We start from the raw sequence: 22,921 nt of genomic DNA on the forward strand, positions 1-22,921 counted from the left end.
CGGGGCGCAGTCGAGCGAAGGGGATCGCCGATGACCGGGAAACCGGACGAACGGGCCGCCCGCGACCTCCCGCGACAGCGACAACAACAGCGCGGGCAACCCGGGCACCCCGAAACGGAGTTCGCGGCCGGCGACGCGAACGGGCACGCGGCCGGCGCGCCGATCCGGCTCGGGTTGTGCCTGGCCGCCCTGGCGCCCGTCGGGCTGGGCGAGGCGTTGCGGGTGGCCCGGGACGCGGAGGTGGGCGTGGTGGATCTGCCCGCGGACGGCCACTTCGCGCTGGTGGAGCCCGGGCGGCTCACCGATCCGGGGTTGCATCGCGAGATCCGCGCACAGTGCGCGGCGGCCGGGGTCGAGGTGGGCTGTGTGAGCAACAGCCGGGACACCCAGTTGGTGCTGGGACCGCACGGGCCGCACACCGACCCGGTGTTCGCCGGGACGGCCGACGCCAAGCGGGCGCACGGGTCGCGTGCCGCGCTCGACACGGTACGGCTGGCCGCCGGCCTGGGTGCGCCGCTGGCCCGGCTGATGCTGGGGGTACCGGACCTGACGCGCTGGTTGTCCTGGTCCGGCAGCGCGGTGAGTTGGCAGGACAACGTGGACGCGTGGGCACTCGCCGCCCGGCCGATCCTGGAACTCGCGGACGCGCTGGGGGTGCGCGTCGTGTTCGAACCGCACCCGAAGCAGGTCGCCTACGACCCGGCGAGTACCAGGGCACTGCTCTCGGCGGTGAGCGGCGTGCGGCTGTGCCTGGATCCGGCCAACCTCGCCGCGACCGGCCACGACCCGGTGGCGGCCGTGCGCGGCTGGGGCGGGCGACTGGCGGCCGTACACGCGAAGGACCTGCAGCGCTGGTCCGGTGCCGAATCGCCGCGCGGCGCGGGCTGGTCGCGCTATGGACCCGGCCCGGCGATCCGCTTCCGCGCGCTCGGCGCCGGTGACCTGCCGTGGCCGGCCATCGTGGCCGCGCTGCTCGACGACGACTACCGGGGAGTGATCTACGTGGAACACGAGGACGCCCTACTGCCCACGGAGCAGGGCATCGCCACGTCCCTCGCGCTGCTGCGCACCCTGGTACCCGCAGGGCAGGCGCCGGGGCGGACCTGGTGACGCTCGACGGAGTACGCGGCGCCCTGCTCGCGGGCGGCCTGGGCGAGCGGATGGGCCCGCTCACCGCCGACGTGTGCAAACCCCTGGTGCCGTACGCCGCCTCGTGTCGACTGGTGGACTTCAGCGTGGCCAACGCGATCCGTTCCGGCCTGCCCGAACTGGTCCTGCTCTCCCAGCACCGGGAATCCGACCTGGTCCGACACCTGGTCACGCACTGGGACCGATACCCGGGCACCCGGCTGCACTTCGGCCCGCACGACGCCCTGGCCCGCAGCGGCCCCGGCGCGATCCTGCCCGCCCGCCCACCCGAACGCGGCACCGCGGACGCGCTGCTCGCCAACGCGCGCCACCTGTTCGCTCCGGGGGCGACCGACCTGCTGGTGCAACACGCGGACCACGTCTACGTGTTCGACTACGCTCCGCTGGTGGCCGCGCATCGGGCCGCGAACGCGGACTGCACGATCGGCGTCCAGCGGATCGAGCGTCGCTACGTGCACCTGTTCGGGATGGTCGAGACCGATCCCGACCTGCGGGTCCGGGCCCTGGTGGAAAAGCCCGCACGGCCGACCTCGGACCTGGTCTTCACCGCGTTCTGCGTGTTCCGGATCGACGCGCTGCGCGAGGTGTTGGCCGACCTGGCCGCGCTGGGCGAGGACGGCTGGCAACACGACATCAGCCGCGACGTGTTGCCCGCGATGATCGCTCGGGGCCGCCGGGTGACGGCGTATCCGGTGCGCGACTACTGGGCCGACATCGGCACGGTCGAGCGCTACCGCACCGAGCAACTGCGGCTGCCGGCCCTCCCGCACCCGATCGCGGCCGAGGAACTCCCGCGCACGCTGGCGGGCCTGCCGGACGGCTACCCGCGGTACGAGGCCGGGAGTCTGCTGGGCACCGAGATCCCGCCGGGGGCGCGGGTCGAGGGCAGTGTCGTGCACCCCGGGTGCCGGATCGAACCGGGTGCGACCGTACTGCGCTCGGTGCTGTTGCCGGGGGCCGCGGTCCGTGCGGGAAGCACCGTCCGGGATGCCGTCGTCACGCCGGCCGGCGTGCTCGCGTCGGCCGCGCCCACCGACCCGTCGCCCGAACCGCCGCCCGGGGGCGAGCCCGCTCCCGACCCGGTCAGGAGAGCGCACGGTCCAACTCCTTCGCCGTGATGAACGACGTGTGCGTGCCCGCGGTCCGCACCGCGTGCGCGCCCGCGTGGGTGCCCGCGGCGGCGCAGGCCGCCCAGTCGCGGCCGGCCAGGTAGGCATACAGGAAGCCCGAAACATAGCTGTCCCCGGCGCCGTTGGTGTCCACCACCTCGTCGGCCCGCATGGCCAGCGCCGGCACGTGCCGCATCGGTTGGTCCGGCAGCACCAGGTAGCTGCCCCGACCGCCCGCCATCGCGACCACGACCTCGGCCCGGCCTCGGGCGAGCACGTCCCGAGCGGCCTCCTCGACCCGGTCGCCGAGCCGGTTCGTGGAGGTGAAGACCAGGCCGGCGCCGTAGGCGAAGTCCGCCCGGGCGGGATCGTGCCCGTCCCAGCCGTGCAGGTCGGTCGAGGTGGACACGCCGGCTTCGATCGCCTCGGCCAGCGCGGGCCTGGACCAGCCGCCGATCGACACGTGCGCGTGCCGGGTGCGGGCGATCGCGGGCCGGTACAGCTCCGGATCGACGACCAGGTCCGCGGGCAACCGGCTGTCGTGCAGCGAGAGCCGTTCGCCGTCCGGGCCGACCAGGTTGACGCTGAGCGGCGTGCCGGCGGGGTGCGAGACGTGCGCGAACGACAGGCCCTGTTCGGCGTAGTGGGCGAGTACGAAGTCCGCCTCCGGGTCGGCGCCGAGCACGGCCGCGAAGTGGGTGCGCAGGCCCAGCGCCCGACAGCCCAGGGCCACCCCGTTGCCGGTGTGCGCGACGTATCGGCGGATCGGCGGCACCTTGAAGTCGCGTATCGGCAAGGGAAGTTCGGGAACCCGAACGATGATGTCCAGGCCGACCCCGCCGATCACGAACACGTCCAGCTCAGTCATCGGTGCCTCCGTGGGTGCGGGCGAACGAGACCTCGGCGGCGGGGGAGACCACCAGCGCGGCGTGGATCTCCTCGTCGCTCACGTCGTCGGTGATCACCGTCTCGCCGAGCGCGGTGGGCAACACGAACCGCAACCGGCCGTCCCGGATCTTGCGGATCTGGCCGAGTGCCTCGACGGTGGTCGCCGGGTCGAGGCGGGCGGGCAGCGCGGCCAGCGTGGTGGGCAGGTGCACCCGGTCCAGCAGCCCGGTCACCCGCGCCCGCAGGGCCGGGTCGAGCAGCCCGCGTCGTTCGGCGATCCGGGCCGCACAGGCCATCCCGAACGCGACCGCCTCGCCGTGCAGGACCGGGCCGTAGCCGGTCGCGGTCTCCACCGCGTGACCGACGGTGTGCCCGAAATTCAGCGGCCGGCGCAGGTCGCGCTCGTAGGGATCGCGGGCGATCAACCGGCACTTGAGCACACTGGAGGCGTGTACCAGGGCGGCGGTGGGGGCCGGCTCGGCGGCCAGGATGGCCGGATGCCGGCGCTCGATCAGCTCGAACAACTCCGGCGAGGCGATGATCCCGGTCTTGATCGCCTCGGCGAGCCCGGCGCGTAACCCCCGGCGGTCCTGGGTGCTCAGATACCCGACGTTGGAAACCACGGCCCTGGGTTGGTAGAACGCGCCGATCAGGTTCTTCGCGGACGGATGGTCGATGGCCACCTTGCCGCCGAGCGCGGCGTCCACGTGGGCCAGCAGCGTGGTGGGCACGTTGATGTACGGGATGCCGCGCATGTACGCGCTGGCCACCCAGCCGACCGTGTCCATCACCACGCCGCCGCCGACCGCGAGCAGGATGTCGCGGCGGGCGAGCGAGGTGCCGGCCAGCCAGTCCAGCAGGGCGCTCGCGGTGTGCAGGCTCTTGCTTGCCTCGCCGGCCGGGAACGACGTGTGCACCACGTCCAGTCCGGTCGCGGTCAGTCGTTCGGTGAGCCGGCGCGCGTGCAGCGCGTAGACGGTGTCGTCGGTGATCAGCGCGACCCGTCGACCGTCGATCTCGGCGCACAATCGGGCGAGCGCGGTGGCCTCGTCCAGGCATACGTGTACGGGGTACGTGTCGAGCCGCCGGGCGGAGGCCATGATCGGATCGACCGGACCGCGTGGCAGCGCCAACTGTTCGGACACTCGGACGTATTCGGTCATATATTCACACCCCGGCGGCTCAACGATGACGTCGTAGACAATCCGGATATTCGCTGCCGAAATAATTACGGCGGGCGCTACGAAAAGTCAACAACGACTCACCGAGAGTGCGCCCGCGCGGTTATAGCAGACCACTCGGCGCTATTCCCGGCATTCGCCGATGCCGAAAACTTCGCCCGGAAACGACCTACGCGGCGGGCACCGCCGGGTCCGGCGTGCCGGCCGGAGCGGGCGCGGTCGCCACGATCTGTTCGACGTGGTCGTGTCCCCACACACCCAGCGGCAACAGCGCCTCGTTCAGCGACTGCCCCAGCGCGGTCAGCGAGTAGACCACCTTGGGCGGGACCTCGCGAAACACCTCGCGGTGCACGATTCCCCGGGCCTCCATCTCGCGCAACTGCTGGATCAGCATCTTCTCGCTGATCCCGGGCACCGCCCGACGCAACTCGCCGAAGCGGCGCTCCTCGACATGCAGCGCCCACAGAATCAGCGCCTTCCACTTGCCGCCGATGACATCCATCGCGGCATCCAGGCCGCACTGGTAACGCCGAGCCATGCGCGTCTCCCGTTCCGGGCGATCCCTGCCGATCCCCGTCGATCCCGAGCCATCCTTACCGACAGGTAGGTACTGCTCCATATTGTCCGTACGCATTCGGCCGAAAGCAAAGCAATCCCCGACACGACCGTGTCGGGGACCCGGAACCGGACCGGCGTTGCGCGAGCATGACGGCATGAGTGAGAGCGTCGTGTCGCGGATTTTCGAGGTCGCCACCGGGCGGCGGGAACGGGTGTACGACCTGACCGGTATCTGCGCCGGGTTCCTGCGGGAGGTGGCCGGCGGGCGGGACGGGTTGCTCAACGTGTTCGTGCCGCACGCCACCGCGGGAGTGGCGGTGTTGGAAATCGGGGCGGGCAGTGACGAGGACCTGCTCGCGGTGCTGGCGGACCTGTTGCCGGCCGACGAGCGGTGGCGGCATCGGCACGGCAGTCCCGGGCACGGGCGCGACCACGTGTTGCCGGCGCTGGTCCCGCCGCACGCGACGCTGCCGGTGATCGGCGGCCAACCGGCGCTGGGCACCTGGCAGTCGATCACGATGGTGGACACCAATCGGGACAACCCCGATCGCACGGTGCGGCTGACCTTCCTGGGCTGAGCCGGCCCGGGCCGCTCGGCCGGCCCCGCGCCGTTCTCGGCCATCGGGCCGAAGGCACGATCGGTCCGGCCCGCCGGGGAAACGATCCGGCCAATCTGTCGAATGTGTGCATGGATCTCCGTGGCAATGGATATTTCTTGTATCGGCTCGATCACGTTCTGTTTTCCTGTGGGCCATGTACTTTCCATCCGGGAAATGCGAGGCGGGATTCCGCTTTTGCCGGTGGGCCGGCTGCCGAGCGTCACCGACACGGGGGAAATTCCATATGCCGAAAATGCCGACGATGGCGGTCGACGCAAGCCGGATCGACGGATTCGCCGAGTGCGGATACCTGCTCCTGCCGGGTTTCCTGCCCGGCGGACTGGTATCCCGGCTCGAAGTCGAGGTGGACCACTGGGTGGACTCGGGACTGCGCGAGCGGTCGATCGCCGCCTGCCTGGACACCGGCCGGTCGGGACCGCCGCCGTCGGTCGAGATCGAACTCGCCGCGCATGGCGAACTGGCCGCCTACCCGCCCCTGTTGACCCTGGTCGGGGCGTTGATGGGCGCCGACTTCGTGTTCCACCACCTGCACAGCGACCGGCGCCCGGCGGGCGCGGACGGCAAGGCGTGGCACCACGACTACGAACAGACCCCACAGCGCGATCGGGCGTTCACGATGATCCACGCGCTGCACTACCTCGGTGGACTGGACGCCTCCGTCGGCGGGTTGGCGGTGCTCCCGGGCTCGCACCGCGAGGTCGCGGACAAGGACGCGAGGGCGCACCTGGGCACCGCCGCACTGCCCGGCGAGGTGCTGATCGACCGGCTGCCGCCCGGCTCCACGGTGCTGGTGCACTCGGCCCTGTTCCACGCCCGGCGTCCGGGCCCGGCGAGCGGGGGCAGGTCGCGCTACATGGTGGACGGCTCGTACGGGCAGTGCGGCACCCGATGGCCGCCGGTGAAGCCGTACTGGCGACACGTGCTCGGTCGGGCCCGGGACCTGGACCTCGATCGCGGACGGTGGCCCGAACTCTTCGCGGAACGCCACTTCACGCGCTACCCGGCCTGAGCGCCGACCGGCGAACCGCGCCCGTTCGCTTTGTTGTTCGGCCGCCCGTCGGCCCGCCACCCGAATGGATCCGATTCTTGAAGGTTCTCGAAACCGTGTGCTTCGACGTCGTCTTCGACCGATTCCGGCACGACCACCCGGTCGAGGGCGGCCACGCGGGGAACAGTAACGCCGAGGGCGAGGAACTGCTGCGCCTGGCCGACGCGTTGCCCGGCGGATGGCTGCGGGTGGAACTGGACCGGGCCACGCTGCTCGGCGTCGTCCTGCCGTGGCACCTGGGCGAGGGCGGCACGTTCGAACTGGTGCCGCCGCGCGGACTGACCCTGGCCGCGGCGGTGCGTCGGCTGCGCTCGACCCGCGGGCGTTACGCGCACAGCAATCCGGTCTGCGCGGACAAGCTGGCCTGGCAACGGGACGCGCCGATGACGCCGTTGTACCTGTGCACCCGCGCGGTCGAGACGGTGGACTACGCGGGGCTGGCGGTGCGCGAGGGGATCGTGCACCTGGACGGGCTGCATCGGATGATCGCCTGGGAACTGCACGGCCGACTGGCCGGCGGGACCCGGGTCGAGGCGTATCTGGCCGGAGCCGGCGGCGAGTTCGGGGTCACGGCGGGGCGCGGAGGCGGCTCCGCGCCCCGATTCGGCGAGGCCGCCGGGCTCGGGTCAGCCTCGGCCGACGTAGGGCATCGCGCTGGGCATGACGGTCACCGACTGCACGTTCACCCCGACCGGCAACCCGGCCATCACGAGCACCATGTCCGCGACGTGTCCGACGTCCATGGTGGGCTCGACCCGCAGCGAACCATCCGCCTGCCGGACGGCCGGCTGCGGCCGGTCGATCGGCGTGACGTTGCCGATGTCGATCTGCCCGCAGGCGATGTCGTGCGGCCGGCCGTCCAGGGCCAGCGACCTGGTCAGCCCGGTGACGGCGTGCTTGGCGGCGGTGAAGGCGATCGAATCCGGGCGCGGGACGTGGGCCGAGGGGGCGCCGTTGTTGATGATCCGGCCGCCGCGCGGATGTTGCTCCTTCATGATCCGGAACGCGGCCCGCGCGCACAGGAAGCTGCCGGTGGCGATCGAGTCGAGCACCCTTCGCCAGTCGTCGAGTTCGACGTCCTCGGTGGGCAGGTAGGCCATCGTGTCGGCGGCGTTGTTGAAGAGCAGGTCGAGTCGGCCGAAGTGCTCCACGACGGTCGCGAACAGTCGGTCGACCGCGTCGGGGTCGGTGATGTCGGTGGGCACCGCCAGGGCGCGGCGCGGATCCCGGGCGAGGCCGGCGGTCTCCTCCAGGTTGACCTTGCGCCGACCGGCCAGGCCGACCGACCAGCCCTGCTCGATCAGGGCGAGTGCGCACGCGCGGCCCACACCGCTGCCCGCGCCGGTGACGACGGCGACCTTCTCGATCATGGGTGACCCCCCGGAATCGGTACGACCGGCCCGTTCGCTTTCACCGCGACGGTACGGAGAGAAACCCTGCGTAGTGTCCATGGCGGGTGTCAAGAGCGAAGGTGGCGTATTCCGTGATCTCGGCCGAGTCGACCGAAACCAGTCGGATGCTTTTCGATCGGGCCCGACGCTCACTGGCGGGCGGAACGGCCTCGTCCGCACGCACGACGAGCACCGGTCCCTTTCCCTATCCGCTCTATATCGCGCGCGGCAAGGGCGCGCACATTTGGGATGTGGACGGGAACGAGTATGTCGACTACCTGATTTCGTACGGTTGCGCGGTCATCGGGCACGCGAATCCGTCCATCGGTGCGGCGGTGGCCGAAGTCCTGGCGAGCGGCACCATGTTCGGCGCGGGTACCGTCCCGGAGATCGAACTGGCGGAAATCATGCGGTCGATGATCCCGTGCGCCGACCTGGTCCGGTTCGCCAACTCCGGGTCGGAGGCGATCCAGGGCGCGGTCCGGGCCGCGCGCGGCTTCACCGGGCGGGACAAGGTGCTCAAGTTCGAGGGCCACTACCACGGATGGGCGGACTCGCTCGCCGTCTCCAACCGGCCCACCGCGGCCGAGGCCGGACCGTACACCCGGCCGCACGCGCACCCGCACTCGCCGGGGGTGCCGGCCGGCGTGGTCGCCGACGTGGTGATCTGCCCGTGGAACGACGCCGAGGTGTTGCGCGAGATCCTGGACGCGCATCGCGGCGAACTGGCCGCGGTGATCTGCGAGCCGATCGTGGCCAACAACGCGTGCATGATGCCGCTGCCCGGCTACCTGGAGACGCTGCGCGAGGAGTGCACCCGACGCGGGATCGTGTTGATCTTCGACGAGGTGTGCACCGGCTTTCGCACCGGACCCGGCGGCGCCCAGGGGCTGTTCGGGGTGCTCCCGGATCTCGCCGTGTACGCCAAGGCGCTGGGCGGCGGGCTGCCGATCGCGGCGTTCGCCGGGCGCCGGGACATCATGGACGAGGTCGGTGCGAACAGGATCAAACACGGTGGAACGTACAACGGTTCGCCGCTGTGTGCGGCCGGGGCCCTGGTGACGCTGGGCGAACTCGCCGATCCGGCGGTGGTCGCGCACATCGACACGGCCGGGAAGCGGGTGATGGAGGCGATCCGGCGGGCCGCCAGGGACCACGCGATTCCGTGTGTGGTGCAGGGTGTCGGGGCGATGTTCCAGGTGGTCTTCTCGGCCGACGGCATCGCGCCGCGCAACTACCGGGACCTGGCGGCGAGCGACGACGCGCGCTACGCGCTGTTCCGACACGCCCTGTTGGAGCGCGGAGTACACGTCAACGCGGTCGGCTCGGCGTGCTGGTTCGTGTCGGCGGCGCTCACCGACGACGACGTCGCGGCCGCGTGCGCGGCGGTGGACGCGGCGTTCGTACTGCTCGCGGGGGTGTGAGGGGTCGCCGCTCGGCGTACGGGTGGGCCGCCTTCGGCTGTTCGGGGGGCGGTCGGGGTGTCGTACGCGCGGGTCGCCCACAGGTCGGCCGGGGCCATGACTAGCCTTACGTAACCGTCCTGATCATCGGGACGGCGTCCCCCACACAGGTAAGGATTCGCCGATGGGTTTGAGGAGTCTGCTGCGCAACGTACTTCGTTCGCGGGCGTCCCGCGAGGCGGCGGAGACACCCGAGACGACGGACGTGGCCGCCGCGCCGACCGACCTCGACGCCGCACCGACCGTGTCCCCGGTCGTCGCGCCCGAGCCGGTCGCCGAAGCGGAGTCGAAGCCGCGCGTCGAGCCGACGAGCGGCCGCGTCGAACCGCAGGTGCGCCCGGAGCCGGTGATCGCGCCGGAGCCGGTCGGCCCCGCGGAGCAGGAGGTCGTCCCGGAGCCGGTTGCCGTTGTGGAGCCGGTCGTCATTTCCGAGCCGGTCGTCACCCCCGAGCCGGTGGTCGTCCCGGACCCGGTGACCGTCCCGGAGTCGATCGTCATCCCGGTGTCGCGGGCGGAGTTCGACGCCTTTGGGCCGGCGTCGATTCCCGTACCGGCCCAGTCGATCGCGACACCCGTCGAGGTCGAACAGGCCGAGGTGACGACCGTCATCGAACCGGCCGCCGAGGTGTCCGAGCCGGAGCCGGCGACCGAGATCCCGGCCGAGGTCGAGGTCGAGCCGTTCGTGGTCGCCGAGGCCGCGCCGGTACCGACCGGCATCGCCGTGGTGCCGTCCGCCCGAGCCGAAGAGGCCGTGCCCGGCTTCGGTGCCCGCGGCGAGGCCGCCGCGGCGGCCGTGGCCAAGTGCGGGCTCACCGGCCGCAATGTCGCCGTCTACCTCGTCCTGGACCGCTCCGGTTCGATGCGCTCCTACTACAAGGACGGAACCGTGCAACACCTCGCCGACCAGACGCTCGCGCTGTCCGCGCAGCTCGGCGAGGCGGTCGTACCGCTGGTGTTCTTCTCCACCGACATCGACGGCGTCGCCGACCTCGATCCCGACAACCACGTCGGTCGGATCGAGGAACTGCACGGCTCCTACGGGCACATGGGTCGGACCAACTACCACTGGGCGATCGCCAAGGTGGTCGAGCACTACCGCGCGTCCGGCAGCACCGGCCCGGCGCTGGTGATCTTCCAGACCGACGGTGCCCCGACCAGCCGTCCCGCCGCCGCGAAGGCGCTGTGCGAGGCGGCCGGGCTGCCGATCTTCTGGCAGTTCATCGGTTTCGGCGACCCCGAGGCCAAGGGCTTCGACTTCCTGCGCAAGCTGGACGAACTCACCGTGCCGGAACAGCGCGTGGTCGACAACGCGGGCTTCTTCCACGCCGGACACGACCCGAGGCTGCTCGCGGACGGGGAGCTGTACGACCAACTGCTCCTGGAGTTCCCGGAATGGCTGAACGAGGCGGTCGCGGCGGGCGTCCTGACGGCGAACCCGGTGGACGCGTTGGTGTAGGAACGAGTACGAAATACGCCCGACGGTCGGCCGAAGCGGCCGACCGTCGGGCTTTTTTGACGGGGGATCAGGTCCCGGGTGTGCCGGGCTCGGGCTCCTCCAGCGCGCGCACGGCCCGAGCGAGGTCCGCCTCCGTCGCGCCGGACAGCACCACCTCGACCTCGCCGCGGCGGATCACGATGTCGGGCCCGCCCGGGCCGGCCATCGGTGCCCGGGTGCGGCGCCGGCCGGCGATCGCCACCATCAGGCCGCCCAGGCCGATGCCGTTGCTCAGCACGATGTCGACCACATCGAGCGTGGTTCCCATCGCGCCGACCGTGCCGTCCTCGGCGTAGCTGGTCGCGGTGCCGCCCCGGACCTCCGGATCCATCGCCAATCAGCGCAGTAGCGAAGCGACTTCGCGACCCTCGTCGCCGACCACGCGTACCTGCACGAGCACTTGCCGCCACCCTTCGGAGACCGTCGGGGGCCCGCGCGGCGGGCCGACCCGCCCGGGTCATGATGCCGGCATCGCTCGGCGGTGCTTCGGGGCCGCCGGCGCGGACCGCGGCCGGCGCCCTATGCGCCGGGTGCGGTCGGGTCGTCGACCAGGGCGAACGCCTCGACCTCCAGCAGCAGATCGGGCCGGAACAGGGCGGCTACCTGGACCGCGGAAGCGGCGGGCAGCCGGGTCGGGTCGATGAACTCGTCGCGCGCCGAACGCACCGCCGGCAGGTGCCCGACGTCGGTGAGGAAGTAGGTCAACTTGATCACGTCGTCGAAGGTCGCGCCCGCCGCCGCCAGGCAGCGTCGCAGGTTCTCGAACACCTGTCGGGCCTGGCTGCCCGGGTCGTCCTTGCCGACCAGGTTGCCGTCCTCGTCGAGAGCGATCTGCCCGGAGACCGCGACGAGCCGCCCGGTGCCGGTGACCACGTTGGTGTAGCCGGTGCCCGGTCGCACGCCCTCGGGTGCCGGGATGTGGGTCAGGCGATTCGATGTCGTCATGACGCCCATCCTCGCCCGTGGGCCGGCCCGCCTGTCGCGGTTTTTCGTCCGCATGGCCGCCGAACAAGATCGTTAAGCCTGCGACGGTGCGTTTCACCAGATCGAGCGAGAACCGATCCGTCGTGCGCTCCGGCGGGTTCGCGCGACCTACCGTGTGCCCTGGCGAAAGGAGCGCACGGATGCCACAACCCTTCGAACTCCCGCATTTCTACGTGCCGTACCCCGCGCGGCTGAACCCTCATCTGGAGGGCGCGCGCGAGCATTCCAAGACCTGGGCCCGCCGGATGCGGATGATCGAGGGCTCGGAGATCTGGGACGAGCACGATTTCGATTCGCACGATTACGCGCTGTTGTGCGCCTATACCCATCCGGACTGCACGGGGGCGCAACTGGACCTGGTCACCGACTGGTACGTCTGGGTGTTCTTCTTCGACGACCACTTCTTGGACATCTTCAAGCGCACCCGCGACCTGGCCGGTGCCAAGGGCTACCTGGAACGCCTGCGCGCCTTCATGCCGGTGGACTCCACCGCCGAGATCCCCGAGCCGACCAACCAGGTCGAGGAGGGCCTGGCCGACCTGTGGGCGCGGACCGTGCCGAGCATGTCGCGGGAGTGGCGGGAGCGGTTCGCCGAGAGCACCCAGGCGCTGCTCGAGGAATCGATGTGGGAACTGGCCAACATCAACGAGGGCCGGATCGCCAACCCCGTCGAGTACATCGAGATGCGCCGCAAGGTGGGCGGCGCGCCGTGGTCGGCCAACCTGGTGGAATACGTGGCGAACGCCGAGGTGCCCGCGGTGATCGCGGCCTCGCGGCCGATGCGGGTGCTCAAGGACACCTTCGCCGACGGTGTACACCTGCGCAACGACCTGTTCTCGTACCAGCGCGAGGTGGAGAACGAGGGCGAGAACGCGAACGCGATCCTGGTGTTCGAGAAGTTCCTCGGCTGCACCACGCAGGAGGCGGCCGACGCGGTCAACGAGCTGCTCACCTCGCGCCTGCACCAGTTCGAGCACACCACGTTCACCGAACTGCCGCCGCTGTTCCTCGAACACGGCCTGGACCCGCAGTCCTGCCTGGACGTGATGGCCTACGTCAAGGGCCTCCAGGACTGGCAGTCCGGCGGGCACGAGTGGCACATGCGCTCCAGCCGGTACATGAACGGGGCCGGTGCGGAAGCGGGTTCGGCGGATGGACCCCACGTGCCGACGGTGACCGGGGTGTTGGCCGGACCGCAGGGCCTGGGCAATTCGGCGGCGCGGATCCTGCCGGGACTGGTGGCCGGGTCGCACAACGGGCTGCGCGCCTACACGCGCGTGCCGTTCCAGCCGGTCGAGCCGTACGACATCCCGGACTTCCACCTGCCGTTCGCGCCGCGACTGAATCGACACCTGGACGCCTCGCGGGAGAACATCGTCGAGTGGGCCGCACGGGTCGGCATCACCGGCGAGGGCCTCTGGGACGAGGAGGCACTGCGCGGATTCGACCTGCCGCTGTGCGCGGCGGGCATCGCGCCGGACGTGAGCCTGGAACAACTCGACCTCGCCTCCGGGTGGTTGACCTGGGGCACCTACGGCGACGACTACTACCCGATCGTGTTCGGCCGCTCGCTCGACCAGGCCGGCGCCAAGGTGTACACCGAGCGACTCAAGGAGCTGATGCCGGTCGACGGCGAGCCGACGCCGGTGCCGACGGACGCGATCGAGCGCGGGCTGGTGGACCTGTGGGCCCGTACCGCCGGGCCGATGTCGCCGCGGTCGCGCCGCAGGTTCCGGCGCACCATCGAGGAGATGATGGACAGTTGGCTGTGGGAGTTGGCCAACATGGCGCTCAATCGGGTTCCGGACCCGGTCGACTACATCGAGATGCGTCGCCGTACGTTCGGCTCCGACCTGACCAAGAGCCTGTCCCGGCTCTCGCACGGTGACGTGGTGCCGGACGAGGCGTACCGCTCGCGTGCGGTGCGGGCGATGGAGAACTCGGCCGCCGACTTCGGCTGGATGATCAACGACGTGTTCTCCTACCGCAAGGAGATCGAGGTCGAGGGGGAGTTGCACAACCTGCTGCTGGTGGTGCAGAGCTTCTTCGGTTGCGACTTCGCTCGCGCGCTGGTGATCGTGAACGACCTGATGACCTCCAGGATGCGTGAGTTCGAGCGGGTGGTCGCGGTGGAACTCCCGGCGATGTACGAGGACCTGGCGCTGGACGGGATGGCTAGGGCGGCGCTGGACGGGTACGCGGTGGCGCTGGGTGATTGGAACGCGGCGATCCTGAAGTGGCATCAGGACTGCCTGCGTTACGCGGACCCGAAGCCGCTGGTGCCGTTTCCTTGGCAGGTGGTCGGGGATGAGGTCGGCTCGCGCGCGGTGCCTGTGGCGCGGGGTGGCGGCGGGGCGGCGACGGTGCCTCGGGTGGGTTATGGGCCTCGTGGGCTGGGGACGTCGGCTGCGCGGTTGTCGGGGGTGCGGGCGGGGGTTGCGGTGCGGTGAGGGTGGGCGGGTGGGCCGGCCTGCGGCCCGCCTTGTCCTCAAACGCCGGACGGGCTGGGGGGCCTGGGCGGGCGGGAGTCGGCCCGGTCGGTTGTCCTCAAGCGCCGGACGGGCTGAGGGGGTGTCTGGGCGGGCGGGAGTCGGTCTGGGTGGGTTCTCCTCAAGCGCCGGACGGGCTGAGGGGGTGCCTGGGCGGGCGGGAGTCGGTCTGGGTGGGTTGTCCTCAAACGCCGGACGGGCTGAGGGGGTGCCTGGACGGCCGGGGGGTGCCTGGGCTGGGCTGCCTGCGTGGGCTGGGGGGTGCCTGTGCGGGTCGGTTGTTCTCGGAGGCCGGGTCGGCTAGGCGAGGGCCAGGGGGGCGGACATCAGGTGGTCGACGAGGGCCAGGAGGACGTCTCGGCCCGATGTGCGGATGCGCACGTCGCAGGGGACGATCGGGACGTCGGGGGCCAGGTCGAGGGCGTCGCGAACCTCTTCGACGGTGTACTCGACCGCGTCGTCGAAGCGGTTGATCGCGACCACGAACGGGATGCCTCGGCGTTCGAAGAAGTCGATGCCGCCGAAGCCGGCCTCCAGCCGTCGGGTGTCCACCAGCACGATCGCCCCGAGTGTGCCTATCGCCAGGTCGTCCCACAGGGACCAGAACCGCTCCTGGCCGGGCGCGCCGAACAGGTACAGGACCAGGTCCTCGGACAGCGTGATCCGGCCGAAGTCGAGGGCTACCGTGGTGCGGGACTTGTCCTCGACGCCCACCAGGTCGTCCACGCCCACGCCGACCTCGGTCATCACCTCCTCGGTGTGCAGCGGCGGTACCTCGCTGACCGTGCCGACCAGGGTGGTCTTGCCGACCCCGAACCCGCCCGCGATCAGGATCTTGACCGCCGCCGCATGCTCGGGCAACCGGTCAGAGCCGAAGGAGACCATCACGTACCTTCTTCAACAGTGCGGGATCGGGGGTTCGGGCCAGGGCCAGCGGGGCGCGTACGGTCACCAGGCCGTCGCGGAGCAGGTCGTCGACGAGCACCTTGGTGATGCTCACCGGGAGGTCGATCAGCGCGGCCACCTCGGCGACCGCCTGCGGCTCCCGGCACAGTTCCAGGATCTGTTGGTGCTCGGGCTGCCGGCCACGCCCGTCCCGGGCCTTGCGGCGCGCGGCCGCGGACGGATCGTCCGCGGCCGGGGCGCGGCCCCCGGGCTCGTCCGGCGCGACCGTGGTGACGAGCGTGATCAAGGTCAGATCCGCGTCCCGTATGGCCTTGGTGCGCCCCCGGGTGAGCGTGTACGGCCGTACCAACGGGCCGGCGTCCTCATCCCAGGACTGCTCCCACCGGGACGTCATGCCCGACCACCCGCCGGATCGCCCGCCCCGTCGCCGCGTGGCTGTGTCCCGAGGTACTCGCCGACCTTCTTCACCAACATGTTCATCTCGAACGCGACCACTCCCACGTCCGCGCTCTGTTCGGCCAGTACGGCCAGGTGCGCGCGCTTGCCGGCGGCGGTCAGGAACAGGAACGCGTCATCCATCTCCACCAGCGTCTGGCGCACCGAACCGCCCGCGAAGCCCCGGCCGATGCTGCGTGCCAGGCTCTGCAACCCGGCCGCCGCGGCGGCCAATTGCTCGGCGTCGTCGCGCGGGATGGTCTCGGATCGGCTCATCAGCAGCCCGTCCTCGGACAACACGATCGCGTGCCGGGTCTGATGCACGCGTTTGACCAGGTCGGTCAACAACCAGTCCAGCCGATTGTCGGTTGCGGTGGTGGCCGTGCCGCCGGCGAGATCGTGCGTGTTCGTCATGACGGTTCCCCAGGGTGCGTGGTGCTTCCGGCGGCGGGGCTCGGGCCCGGTGCGGGCTCGGCCCCGGTTCCGGGTTCGGTGTCGATCGCGGACTCGTCGCCGGCCGCGCTCGGTTCGGACGCCTCGCGCGCTCGTTGGCTCGCGAACCGGAACGAGGACAAGGTAGCCGCAGCTTCGCGCGGAGTGGAGGGCTTCGACCCGGTTCCCGGGTCGCTCTCGCCTCCGCCGGGCGCCTCGGTACGCAACGGCATCGGCAGATTGCGCTGCCGGACCCGACGCGGCAATGCCCGTCGGCCGTCGGCGGTGGTCTCCTCGGCGGTGGCGACGAGGCCACCGGCGGGTACGGGCGCGGCCGGCACCCGCTCCAGCGAACGCAGCACGGGCTCGGGGTGTTGCCGATCCGGCGAGTCCGACTCGACGTCGTCCCGGGACGAGCGCGCCGCACCGACCACCGGGGTCGGGTCGATCGCCGACCCGACCGAGGACTGCATGTCCGACTCCGACTCCGACTCCGAATCCGCCGCGAGCGCGTGTTCGAACGGCCCCGCCGCCCGGTCCGGTTCGCCGGACGCACCCGAACTCCGGGTGATCAATTCCTCGGGCAAGAACACTATCGCCAGCGTGCCGCCGTACGGCGAGGGCCGCAGGGTGACCTCCACCCCGAGCCGATCGGCGAGTTGGGCGACCACGAACAGGCCCATCCGCACGTCCTCGGCGAGCGCGATCACATCGAAACTCACCGGGACGGCCAACTGTCGATTGGCCGACTCGTACTCGTCCGTCGACATGCCCAGGCCGCGGTCCTCGATCTCGATCGCGAGGCCCTTGGCCACCGAGACCGCCCGGACATGCACGGGTGTGTCCGGCGGCGAGAACGTCGTGGCGTTCTCCACGAGTTCGGCCAGCAGGTGAATCAACCCACCCACCGACGGCCCGGACAGTTGCAGGTCACGGTCGGAATACACCTCGATCCGGTGATAGTCCTCGACCTCACCGACCGCACCGCGTATCACGTCCACGATCCGGACCGGGCGACTCCAGCGCCGGCCCGGCCGGTTGCCGGTGAGCACCACGAGGTTCTCCTCATAGCGGCGCAGACGGGTGGCCAGATGGTCGATGGTGAACAACTCGCGCAACAGTTCGGGGTCCTGGTGCCGACGCTCCATCGCGTCCAACTCACCGATCTGACGGTTGACCAGCGACTGGGTGCGCAGCGCCGTGTTGACGAACACCTTTGCGAAGCCTTCGCGCTGGCGGGCCAGTTGCACCGCACCGTCGAGCGCGGCCCGCTGTGTGGCGTTGAACGCCGAGGCCACCTGGCCGATCTCGTCCCGACCCACCGGCACGTCCGGCGCCTCGACCGCCAGGTCCACCCGCTCGCCGTGCTGCAACCGGTCGATGATCAGCGGCAGCCGCCGCGAGCCCAGTTCCACCGTCGCGTCGCGCAGCCGGGACAGGCGCAGCCGCACCGAGCGGGTCACCCGCCAACACAGCAGGGCACCGAGCAGCACGAAGCCCAGGCCGATCGCGCTCAGCAGATACACCTGATTCCAGGTGTCCGAGGTGGCCGCGTCACCCGCCGCGAACACCTGCTCGACCCGGGCGAAGTCGAAGGCCGTGTTGGGCATGGCGAGCTGATCGAAGGTCTCGCGCCACTTCGCCAGTTCGGCAGGCAGAGGTATCCCGGAGCCGGCCGCGGCCCGCTGGTCCCTGGGGGCGTCGACGGCCGCGATGATCGCGTCCTCCATCGCGGTCAGGTCCCGCCAGGCCGGGCTTTGCGTCAGCGCCACGTACAGGGGCCGCAGGTCGGCGGGCAGGAACGGCTCGACCTCGTCTTCGAGGGTGTGCCGACGCACGCCCACGTTCTGCACGAACGAGGCGAAGTCCGGCTGGGTCAACCGGCCTCCGGCCTGCGCGAACGTGACCGTCATGTCTTCCTGTGTCAACGCCTCCCCGGCGCGGAACTGTATGACCAGGAACTGACCCGCGAAGGTGACGTCGGTGTCCGAGGTCTCGGCCAGCGCCTGGACCATGGAGATCTGGTTGGCGACCTGCTTCGTGTAATAACCCAGCCAACGATCCCGCCCGACCGCGCCGGTCGCGTCCACCTGGCGGCGGGCGTCGGCGAGTTGGGTCAACTGAGGCACTATTTCGTGCGCCCGGCGCACCACGTGCCCAGGCGTGTCCCGCGCATCGCTTTCGGCGAAGGCGACGAACTGGCCCACGGCCTCGTCGGTCCTGACCCGCTGCGCCCGCAGCGCCTCGGCCGTCGCCGGCGTCGGCTTGGCCATCCAGCCCGCGGTCAGCCGCCGTTCCAGTTGCAGATTCACCATTGTGGCGTAACTGGGGTTGCCGGCCCGCTCGGCCACCGAGACCTCGTTGTCCAGGCTGCTCGCGTGGTCGACCAACCGGTAGGTGGCGATGCCCCACAGGGCGACCATGGCCATCGAGGGCACCACGGTGAGCAGTACCAGCAAGGTCCGGATCGACAACGTACGACCCGGCCGCGAGCGAGCCGCTCGGGTCCGACCGACCCCGGGGACACGCAACAGTTTTTTCATCGACTCTCCCGCAAGGGCAACCCGGTCCCGAATGCGGTTGCCGCGACCCGGCCGAAGGTACCTGCGGGGCAGCCGACAGAATCCACGCAGTGTGCGTGGGGAACTTCCGGCCCGTGCGGTACAAACGGCGCAGAACGACGATGATACGTCGGCCCGCGGCGACTCGGTCACCGGACGCGCACTCGGCAATACCCAAAGGAGCGGCCCGACATGCAGACGGCGCCCGGAATCGGCCGGCGAATCGCCTACTGGCGTACACGTCGTGGCCTCACCCAATCCGAATTCGCCCGTTTGATGGGCCGATCCGTGCGCTGGGTCGAGGACGTGGAGGCCGGCCACCGACAAGCCGACCCGCGCGTGTCGATGCTCGCCGAAGCCGCACTCGTCCTGCACATCGGGATCGACCGACTGCTGCCCGCCGCACCCGACCGGGAGGCCCGCCACCACGATCCGCTCGCCGCGGTACGGGCGGCGCTGCGCCGGGCCGACACGGCGCTGGCGGGTGGCACCACCGAGCCGCCGGTCGACCTCGGGGTGCTGCGCCGGGAGTTGACCTACGGCTGGACCGCGTACGCCGCGGCGGACTACGGCTGCCTGGACCGGGTGGTGTCCTCGGTGCTGGAGGCGACCGCGGGCGCGGGGGCGACGACGCGGGCGAGCCCGGCGGAGTCGGCGGCCGACTCCGCCGAGAGCGCCGGGAGCACGGCGCCCGCCGTGGCCGTCGTGCGTTCCGCCGCGCTCGCGCTCGCCTCCGCCGTCGCGCACGTGTACGGCGAACCGGCGCTGGCGTGGCGCGCCGCCGACCGGGCGGTCACCTCGGCCGGCCGCAGTGCCGACGTGGTGGTCCTGGCCCGGGCCGCCCATCGGCTCACCGGCGCCATGGTCGGGCACGAAGGCGCGGGTGCCGCCGTCGAATTCGCGCTCGGCGCGGAGGCGGACCTGGCCCCGGCGCTGGGTGCCCGCGGCCGGCCCGGCCGGGCGGCGCTGCGCACCCTGCGGCTCGGCGCGGCGCTGGCCGCGGCCCGGCTCGGCGATCGGCCGGCCACGCGCGACCTGCTGGAGGGGGCCGAGCGGGCCGACCCCGGCGCGATCCAGGTGCGGCTGCATCGGGTCACCGCGCATGTCCTGCTCGGCGAGTACGCGCGGGCCATCGCCGGTCGGTTCACCCCGGCCGCGCTCGCCGTACTGCCGCGCGGTCGGCAGGCCCGGCACCTGATCGACCTCGCCCGTGCCCTCGCCGCGGTGGGCCGCCGCAGCGAAGCGGTCGGCGCGCTCTTGGAGGCGGAGGCCGTCGCGGCCCAGGAGGTCCGCTGCCGGCCGATGAATCGCCGCTTCGTCCAGGAGATCCTGCGGCTGGATTCGTCCACCGACGGCGACGAGTCCCGATTGCGGGCACTGGCGGCCCGGTGCGCGGGAAATGGGTCGTCGGGGCCGGAGCGGGCATGGATCATGTAGCACAGTCGAAGCGCCGGACCGGACAATCCCCCAGGAGGCACCGTGATCACGATCATCTCTTTCGTTCTCGTCCTGATGGCGCTGGTCACGGTCATCGCCGTCACGGTCGGCAAGCGCGGGCACACCACGAGCCACGAGGGCCTCCGGATCGAACAGGAGCGCACCGGCCGGGCGGAATCCTCCGGCGGCATCTTCGGTGTGCACGCCAATCACGCTTCCTTTCCGGGCGTGGAAGAGAACACCAAGTACTTCGGCTGACCTGTTCGCGGGCGCCGGCGGCCCCGCGCGTCGGCCGCGGCGCTACCATCGGCGCGCGCCATCGTCGGCCGGCGCACGACACGGGAGGTTGTGCCGCATGGGTCTGTTCACGGTCGACGAGGCACGCGCGGAGCTGGCCCGGCTGTTGCCGGTGCTCGACGAGCTGATCGCCGTCCGGGCGGACGCCGCGGAGGTCGCGGTCGCGCTGGAACGCGGCAAGGCGCGCTGCGAGCTGGGCGGGTTGCCCGAACTCAAGGGCATGCAGGCCCGGCTCGACGAGCTGATGACCGAGGTCCAGCAGACCGGCGCGGAACTCAAGGGCTTCGCGCCGCTGCTCGTGGACTTCCCGGCCGACCTGGACGGCGTACCCGTGTTGTTGTGTTGGCTGGAGGGGGACCGCCGGCTCGGCTGGTACCACCGCCTCGACCTCGGCTTCGCCGGCCGCCGACCGCTTCCTTAGCACGCGAGCACGATCGGGCGGGGCCGATTGCCGAGAGGAAGTGCACGGAACCAGGGTGATCGCGTCGAATCGGGTGATTGTCCCCGCCGCCGCGTAGCGTTCCCCGAGTACGGAACGCTGCCTGGAGGTCACCATGACGAACTCCGTCCTGCTCGCCATCGGCACCCGCAAGGGCCTGTGGATCGGTCGCTCGGATGGCGACGGATCCTGGGCCTACACCGGGCCGCACCATCCGATGACCGGCGTCTACTCGGTCGCGATCGACACCCGAGGGCCCGCGCCCCGGGTGCTGGCGGGCGTGGTCCACGAACACTTCGGCCCGGTCGTGGTCAGCAGCGACGATCTCGGCGCGACCTGGCGCGAACCGGACCTGGGCCGGGTCGGGTTCCCGGCGGACGCGGGCGCCTCGGTCGAGCGGGTGTGGCAACTGGTGCCCGGCGCCCGCTCCGAACCCGACGTGCTCTACGCCGGCGTCGAACCCTCCGCGCTGTTCCGCTCCACGGACGGCGGGCGCTCGTTCGAACTCGTGCGGGCGTTGTGGGACCACCCGCACCGGCCGCACTGGGAGGCCGGCTTCGGCGGCCAGGCGATCCACACGGTGTTGCCGCACCCCACCGATCCGCAACGGATCCTGGTCGCGATGTCCACCGGCGGGGTCTACGTCACCGAGGACGGCGGGGCGAGCTGGCGCCCGTCCAACACCGGCATCCACGTCACGTTCCAACCGGACGAGTATCCCGAGTACGGCCAGTGCGTGCACAAGGTGGCCCGGCACCCGGACCGCCCCGAACGGCTGTTCCTGCAAAACCACCACGGCGTCTACCGCAGCGACGACGCGGGCGCGACCTGGGAGTCGATCGCCGACGGCCTGCCCGCCGACTTCGGCTTCACCATCGTGGTCCACCCGCGCCGCCCGGACACCGTCTACGTGGTCCCGCTCACCGCCGACGCGATGCGCTTCCCGGTCGACGGCCGATGCCGCGTCTACCGCAGCGACGACGCCGGCAAGTCCTGGACCGCCCTGGCCGACGGCCTGCCGGACGACTTCTGGACCGCCGTGATGCGCGACGCGATGTGCACCGACGACGCGGAGGACACCAGCCTGTACTTCGGCTCCCGCAGCGGCGAGGTCTACCGCGGCCGACACGACGGCGACCACTGGGAACGCATCGCCCAACACCTCCCGGACGTCCTGTCGCTGCGCGCGGCGGTGATCTGACCGGGCCCGGCCGCACCCCGTGCCGTTGGGGTCCACACACGTTCACGTGCGCGCAACCCGACCGTGGCACTGTGCTCACGTCGGGCTGAGAGGGTCGTGACGTCCTCGCCTCAGCCCATCGAAACGAGTCAGTGTGTCCGCCGTATCGCCCGCCGCCGTGTTGTTCGACATGGACGGGACCCTCGTCGACACCGAGCAGTTGTGGTGGGAGGCGGTGGCGGACGTGGCCGGCCGGGTCGGCTACGCGTTGGGGGAGACGGACGCGGCGGACGTGGTCGGGCACGCGATCGGGCACACGGCGAGCTACCTGCACGAGGTGGTCGCCGAGGCGCCGTGTGTGCACGAACTGACGGACGCGCTGGACGCGGCGTTCACGACCCGGGTCGAGGCCCGGATCGAGCCGCTGCCGGGGGTCCTCGCGCTGCTGGACGGACTGGCCGCCGCCGGCGTGCCGTTGGCGATCGTGTCGGCGTCGCCGCGTCGGGTCGTGGACCTGGTGCGGGACGCGTTGGGGTCGGCCCGATTCGCGGTGACCGTCGCGGCCGAGGACGTGCCGCGGACCAAGCCCGACCCCGCCCCCTATCTGGCCGCGGCGACCGCGCTCGGGGTCGAGCCGAGCGCGTGCGTCGCGGTCGAGGACACCATGGTCGGCGTCACCTCGGCGGAGGCCGCCGGGTGCGCCGTCCTGGCGGTGTCCTCGACCGTCGCGATGGAGCCCGCCCCGGGCCGCCGGGTGGTCGAGTCCCTGGCCTCGATCGAGGCCGGCGAACTGGCCGTGTCCGCGGCGGCGCGGGCGTAGGTCCGGTCCGGCGGATTCGCGGCCCGCCGCGAATCCGCC

At 71.4% G+C, this 22,921-nt stretch carries 22 protein-coding genes and 1 pseudogene; 13 read left to right on the forward strand and 10 right to left on the reverse strand.

From position 1 onward, the window contains the following. Positions 1–30: 30 nt before the first annotated feature. A complete protein-coding gene (locus ACH4U8_RS31365; RefSeq protein WP_395781710.1) occupies positions 31–1,110 on the forward strand; it encodes a sugar phosphate isomerase/epimerase family protein in 1,080 nt (359 codons plus the stop codon). After that, positions 1,107–2,267, forward strand: a complete 1,161-nt coding sequence (locus tag ACH4U8_RS31370; protein WP_395781712.1) for a sugar phosphate nucleotidyltransferase — start codon at positions 1,107–1,109, stop codon at positions 2,265–2,267. The genes ACH4U8_RS31365 and ACH4U8_RS31370 overlap by 4 nt, the downstream gene beginning before the upstream one ends. On the opposite strand, the gene ACH4U8_RS31375 is transcribed toward ACH4U8_RS31370, so the two are convergent. From ACH4U8_RS31375 to ACH4U8_RS31385, 3 genes are all read right to left on the reverse strand, one after another. After that, on the reverse strand, positions 2,233–3,126 hold the full coding sequence (locus tag ACH4U8_RS31375) for a carbohydrate kinase family protein (protein WP_360315564.1): 894 nt from the start codon (positions 3,124–3,126) through the stop codon (positions 2,233–2,235). The two genes, ACH4U8_RS31370 and ACH4U8_RS31375, sit on opposite strands and share 35 nt — an antisense overlap. Next, positions 3,119–4,309 carry a 3-dehydroquinate synthase gene (gene aroB, locus ACH4U8_RS31380; protein ID WP_395781714.1) on the reverse strand — a complete coding sequence of 397 codons (1,191 nt, stop codon included), beginning with the start codon at positions 4,307–4,309 and terminating at the stop codon, positions 3,119–3,121. The genes ACH4U8_RS31375 and aroB overlap by 8 nt, the downstream gene beginning before the upstream one ends. A gap of 187 nt (positions 4,310–4,496) precedes the next feature. Next, entirely contained in the window at positions 4,497–4,865 is a 369-nt protein-coding gene (locus ACH4U8_RS31385; protein ID WP_395781716.1) for a winged helix-turn-helix transcriptional regulator, read from the reverse strand. Between the two features lie 175 nt (positions 4,866–5,040). On the opposite strand from ACH4U8_RS31385, the gene ACH4U8_RS31390 reads away from it, so the two are divergent. From ACH4U8_RS31390 to ACH4U8_RS31400, 3 genes and pseudogenes are all read left to right on the forward strand, one after another. Further along, positions 5,041–5,463 carry a YjbQ family protein gene (locus ACH4U8_RS31390; protein WP_379989362.1) on the forward strand — a complete coding sequence of 141 codons (423 nt, stop codon included), beginning with the start codon at positions 5,041–5,043 and terminating at the stop codon, positions 5,461–5,463. 283 nt (positions 5,464–5,746) lie between these two features. Further along, a complete protein-coding gene (locus ACH4U8_RS31395) occupies positions 5,747–6,514 on the forward strand; it encodes a phytanoyl-CoA dioxygenase family protein (protein WP_395781718.1) in 768 nt (255 codons plus the stop codon). 95 nt (positions 6,515–6,609) lie between these two features. Then, positions 6,610–7,047: pseudogene (locus ACH4U8_RS31400) on the forward strand (DUF6309 family protein); the annotation flags it as partial. 132 nt (positions 7,048–7,179) lie between these two features. Here ACH4U8_RS31400 and ACH4U8_RS31405 read toward each other — a convergent pair. Continuing rightward, positions 7,180–7,923, reverse strand: a complete 744-nt coding sequence (locus tag ACH4U8_RS31405; RefSeq protein ID WP_395781720.1) for an SDR family oxidoreductase — start codon at positions 7,921–7,923, stop codon at positions 7,180–7,182. A gap of 113 nt (positions 7,924–8,036) precedes the next feature. Here ACH4U8_RS31405 and ACH4U8_RS31410 point away from each other — a divergent pair, with 113 nt between their 5' ends. Then, on the forward strand, positions 8,037–9,368 hold the full coding sequence (locus ACH4U8_RS31410) for an aspartate aminotransferase family protein (protein ID WP_395781792.1): 1,332 nt from the start codon (positions 8,037–8,039) through the stop codon (positions 9,366–9,368). A 163-nt stretch (positions 9,369–9,531) separates the two neighbouring features. Next, complete coding sequence (locus ACH4U8_RS31415; protein WP_395781722.1) at positions 9,532–10,863, forward strand: VWA domain-containing protein; 1,332 nt, start codon at positions 9,532–9,534, stop codon at positions 10,861–10,863. 67 nt (positions 10,864–10,930) lie between these two features. On the opposite strand, the gene ACH4U8_RS31420 is transcribed toward ACH4U8_RS31415, so the two are convergent. Both ACH4U8_RS31420 and ACH4U8_RS31425 read right to left on the reverse strand, forming a co-directional pair. Next, positions 10,931–11,233 carry a hypothetical protein gene (locus tag ACH4U8_RS31420; protein WP_395781724.1) on the reverse strand — a complete coding sequence of 101 codons (303 nt, stop codon included), beginning with the start codon at positions 11,231–11,233 and terminating at the stop codon, positions 10,931–10,933. Positions 11,234–11,421: 188 nt separating this feature from the next. Next, positions 11,422–11,847 (reverse strand): RidA family protein, encoded by a 426-nt coding sequence (locus ACH4U8_RS31425; RefSeq protein WP_395781726.1) that lies wholly within the window; start codon positions 11,845–11,847, stop codon positions 11,422–11,424. A gap of 179 nt (positions 11,848–12,026) precedes the next feature. Between ACH4U8_RS31425 and ACH4U8_RS31430 the strand changes: the two genes are divergently transcribed. Continuing rightward, the gene (locus ACH4U8_RS31430; RefSeq protein WP_395781728.1) at positions 12,027–14,336 is read left to right on the forward strand and encodes a germacradienol/geosmin synthase; all 2,310 of its coding nucleotides are present in this window, start codon (positions 12,027–12,029) and stop codon (positions 14,334–14,336) included. 339 nt (positions 14,337–14,675) lie between these two features. Here the strand turns inward: ACH4U8_RS31430 and ACH4U8_RS31435 are convergent, their stop codons facing one another. From ACH4U8_RS31435 to ACH4U8_RS31450, 4 genes are read right to left on the reverse strand one after another with little or no spacing between them, the layout of a single operon-like run. Continuing rightward, positions 14,676–15,260 carry an ATP/GTP-binding protein gene (locus tag ACH4U8_RS31435; RefSeq protein ID WP_360315542.1) on the reverse strand — a complete coding sequence of 195 codons (585 nt, stop codon included), beginning with the start codon at positions 15,258–15,260 and terminating at the stop codon, positions 14,676–14,678. Next, positions 15,241–15,675, reverse strand: coding sequence for a DUF742 domain-containing protein (locus ACH4U8_RS31440; protein WP_360315540.1), 435 nt, complete (start codon positions 15,673–15,675; stop codon positions 15,241–15,243). Before ACH4U8_RS31440 ends, ACH4U8_RS31435 begins: the two co-directional genes overlap by 20 nt. Continuing rightward, positions 15,672–16,130, reverse strand: a complete 459-nt coding sequence (locus tag ACH4U8_RS31445; protein ID WP_360315538.1) for a roadblock/LC7 domain-containing protein — start codon at positions 16,128–16,130, stop codon at positions 15,672–15,674. The genes ACH4U8_RS31440 and ACH4U8_RS31445 overlap by 4 nt, the downstream gene beginning before the upstream one ends. Beyond that, positions 16,127–18,622 (reverse strand): nitrate- and nitrite sensing domain-containing protein, encoded by a 2,496-nt coding sequence (locus ACH4U8_RS31450; protein ID WP_395781730.1) that lies wholly within the window; start codon positions 18,620–18,622, stop codon positions 16,127–16,129. Before ACH4U8_RS31450 ends, ACH4U8_RS31445 begins: the two co-directional genes overlap by 4 nt. Positions 18,623–18,901: 279 nt before the next feature. Between ACH4U8_RS31450 and ACH4U8_RS31455 the strand changes: the two genes are divergently transcribed. The 5 genes from ACH4U8_RS31455 to ACH4U8_RS31475 all read left to right on the forward strand — a co-directional run bounded on the left by ACH4U8_RS31455 (position 18,902) and on the right by ACH4U8_RS31475 (position 22,882). Continuing rightward, positions 18,902–20,146 (forward strand): helix-turn-helix domain-containing protein, encoded by a 1,245-nt coding sequence (locus tag ACH4U8_RS31455; protein ID WP_395781732.1) that lies wholly within the window; start codon positions 18,902–18,904, stop codon positions 20,144–20,146. A gap of 42 nt (positions 20,147–20,188) precedes the next feature. Further along, a complete protein-coding gene (locus ACH4U8_RS31460) occupies positions 20,189–20,404 on the forward strand; it encodes a hypothetical protein (protein ID WP_360315532.1) in 216 nt (71 codons plus the stop codon). 97 nt (positions 20,405–20,501) lie between these two features. Next, positions 20,502–20,864 carry a DUF2203 domain-containing protein gene (locus ACH4U8_RS31465; protein WP_395781734.1) on the forward strand — a complete coding sequence of 121 codons (363 nt, stop codon included), beginning with the start codon at positions 20,502–20,504 and terminating at the stop codon, positions 20,862–20,864. Between the two features lie 133 nt (positions 20,865–20,997). Beyond that, complete coding sequence (locus tag ACH4U8_RS31470; protein WP_360315528.1) at positions 20,998–22,083, forward strand: exo-alpha-sialidase; 1,086 nt, start codon at positions 20,998–21,000, stop codon at positions 22,081–22,083. 133 nt (positions 22,084–22,216) lie between these two features. Then, a complete protein-coding gene (locus ACH4U8_RS31475; RefSeq protein WP_395781736.1) occupies positions 22,217–22,882 on the forward strand; it encodes an HAD family hydrolase in 666 nt (221 codons plus the stop codon). Positions 22,883–22,921 lie beyond the last annotated feature (39 nt).

Origin of the sequence: Embleya sp. NPDC020886 (assembly GCF_044333915.1) — a bacterium.
GTDB lineage: Bacteria > Actinomycetota > Actinomycetes > Streptomycetales > Streptomycetaceae > Embleya.

Bases quoted from the DNA above. Each gene is read 5' to 3' on its own strand.
- ACH4U8_RS31390 (WP_379989362.1), top strand. From the start codon at position 5,041: ATGAGTGAGAGCGTCGTGTCGCGGATTTTCGAGGTCGCCACCGGGCGG.
- ACH4U8_RS31415 (WP_395781722.1), top strand. From the start codon at position 9,532: ATGGGTTTGAGGAGTCTGCTGCGCAACGTACTTCGTTCGCGGGCGTCC.
- ACH4U8_RS31375 (WP_360315564.1), bottom strand. From the start codon at position 3,126: ATGACTGAGCTGGACGTGTTCGTGATCGGCGGGGTCGGCCTGGACATC.
- ACH4U8_RS31395 (WP_395781718.1), top strand. From the start codon at position 5,747: ATGGCGGTCGACGCAAGCCGGATCGACGGATTCGCCGAGTGCGGATAC.
- ACH4U8_RS31470 (WP_360315528.1), top strand. From the start codon at position 20,998: ATGACGAACTCCGTCCTGCTCGCCATCGGCACCCGCAAGGGCCTGTGG.
- ACH4U8_RS31425 (WP_395781726.1), bottom strand. From the start codon at position 11,847: ATGACGACATCGAATCGCCTGACCCACATCCCGGCACCCGAGGGCGTG.
- ACH4U8_RS31385 (WP_395781716.1), bottom strand. From the start codon at position 4,865: ATGGCTCGGCGTTACCAGTGCGGCCTGGATGCCGCGATGGATGTCATC.
- ACH4U8_RS31365 (WP_395781710.1), top strand. From the start codon at position 31: ATGACCGGGAAACCGGACGAACGGGCCGCCCGCGACCTCCCGCGACAG.
- ACH4U8_RS31435 (WP_360315542.1), bottom strand. From the start codon at position 15,260: ATGGTCTCCTTCGGCTCTGACCGGTTGCCCGAGCATGCGGCGGCGGTC.
- aroB (WP_395781714.1), bottom strand. From the start codon at position 4,309: ATGACCGAATACGTCCGAGTGTCCGAACAGTTGGCGCTGCCACGCGGT.
- ACH4U8_RS31445 (WP_360315538.1), bottom strand. From the start codon at position 16,130: ATGACGAACACGCACGATCTCGCCGGCGGCACGGCCACCACCGCAACC.
- ACH4U8_RS31465 (WP_395781734.1), top strand. From the start codon at position 20,502: ATGGGTCTGTTCACGGTCGACGAGGCACGCGCGGAGCTGGCCCGGCTG.
- ACH4U8_RS31420 (WP_395781724.1), bottom strand. From the start codon at position 11,233: ATGGATCCGGAGGTCCGGGGCGGCACCGCGACCAGCTACGCCGAGGAC.
- ACH4U8_RS31440 (WP_360315540.1), bottom strand. From the start codon at position 15,675: ATGACGTCCCGGTGGGAGCAGTCCTGGGATGAGGACGCCGGCCCGTTG.
- ACH4U8_RS31455 (WP_395781732.1), top strand. From the start codon at position 18,902: ATGCAGACGGCGCCCGGAATCGGCCGGCGAATCGCCTACTGGCGTACA.
- ACH4U8_RS31405 (WP_395781720.1), bottom strand. From the start codon at position 7,923: ATGATCGAGAAGGTCGCCGTCGTCACCGGCGCGGGCAGCGGTGTGGGC.
- ACH4U8_RS31430 (WP_395781728.1), top strand. From the start codon at position 12,027: ATGCCACAACCCTTCGAACTCCCGCATTTCTACGTGCCGTACCCCGCG.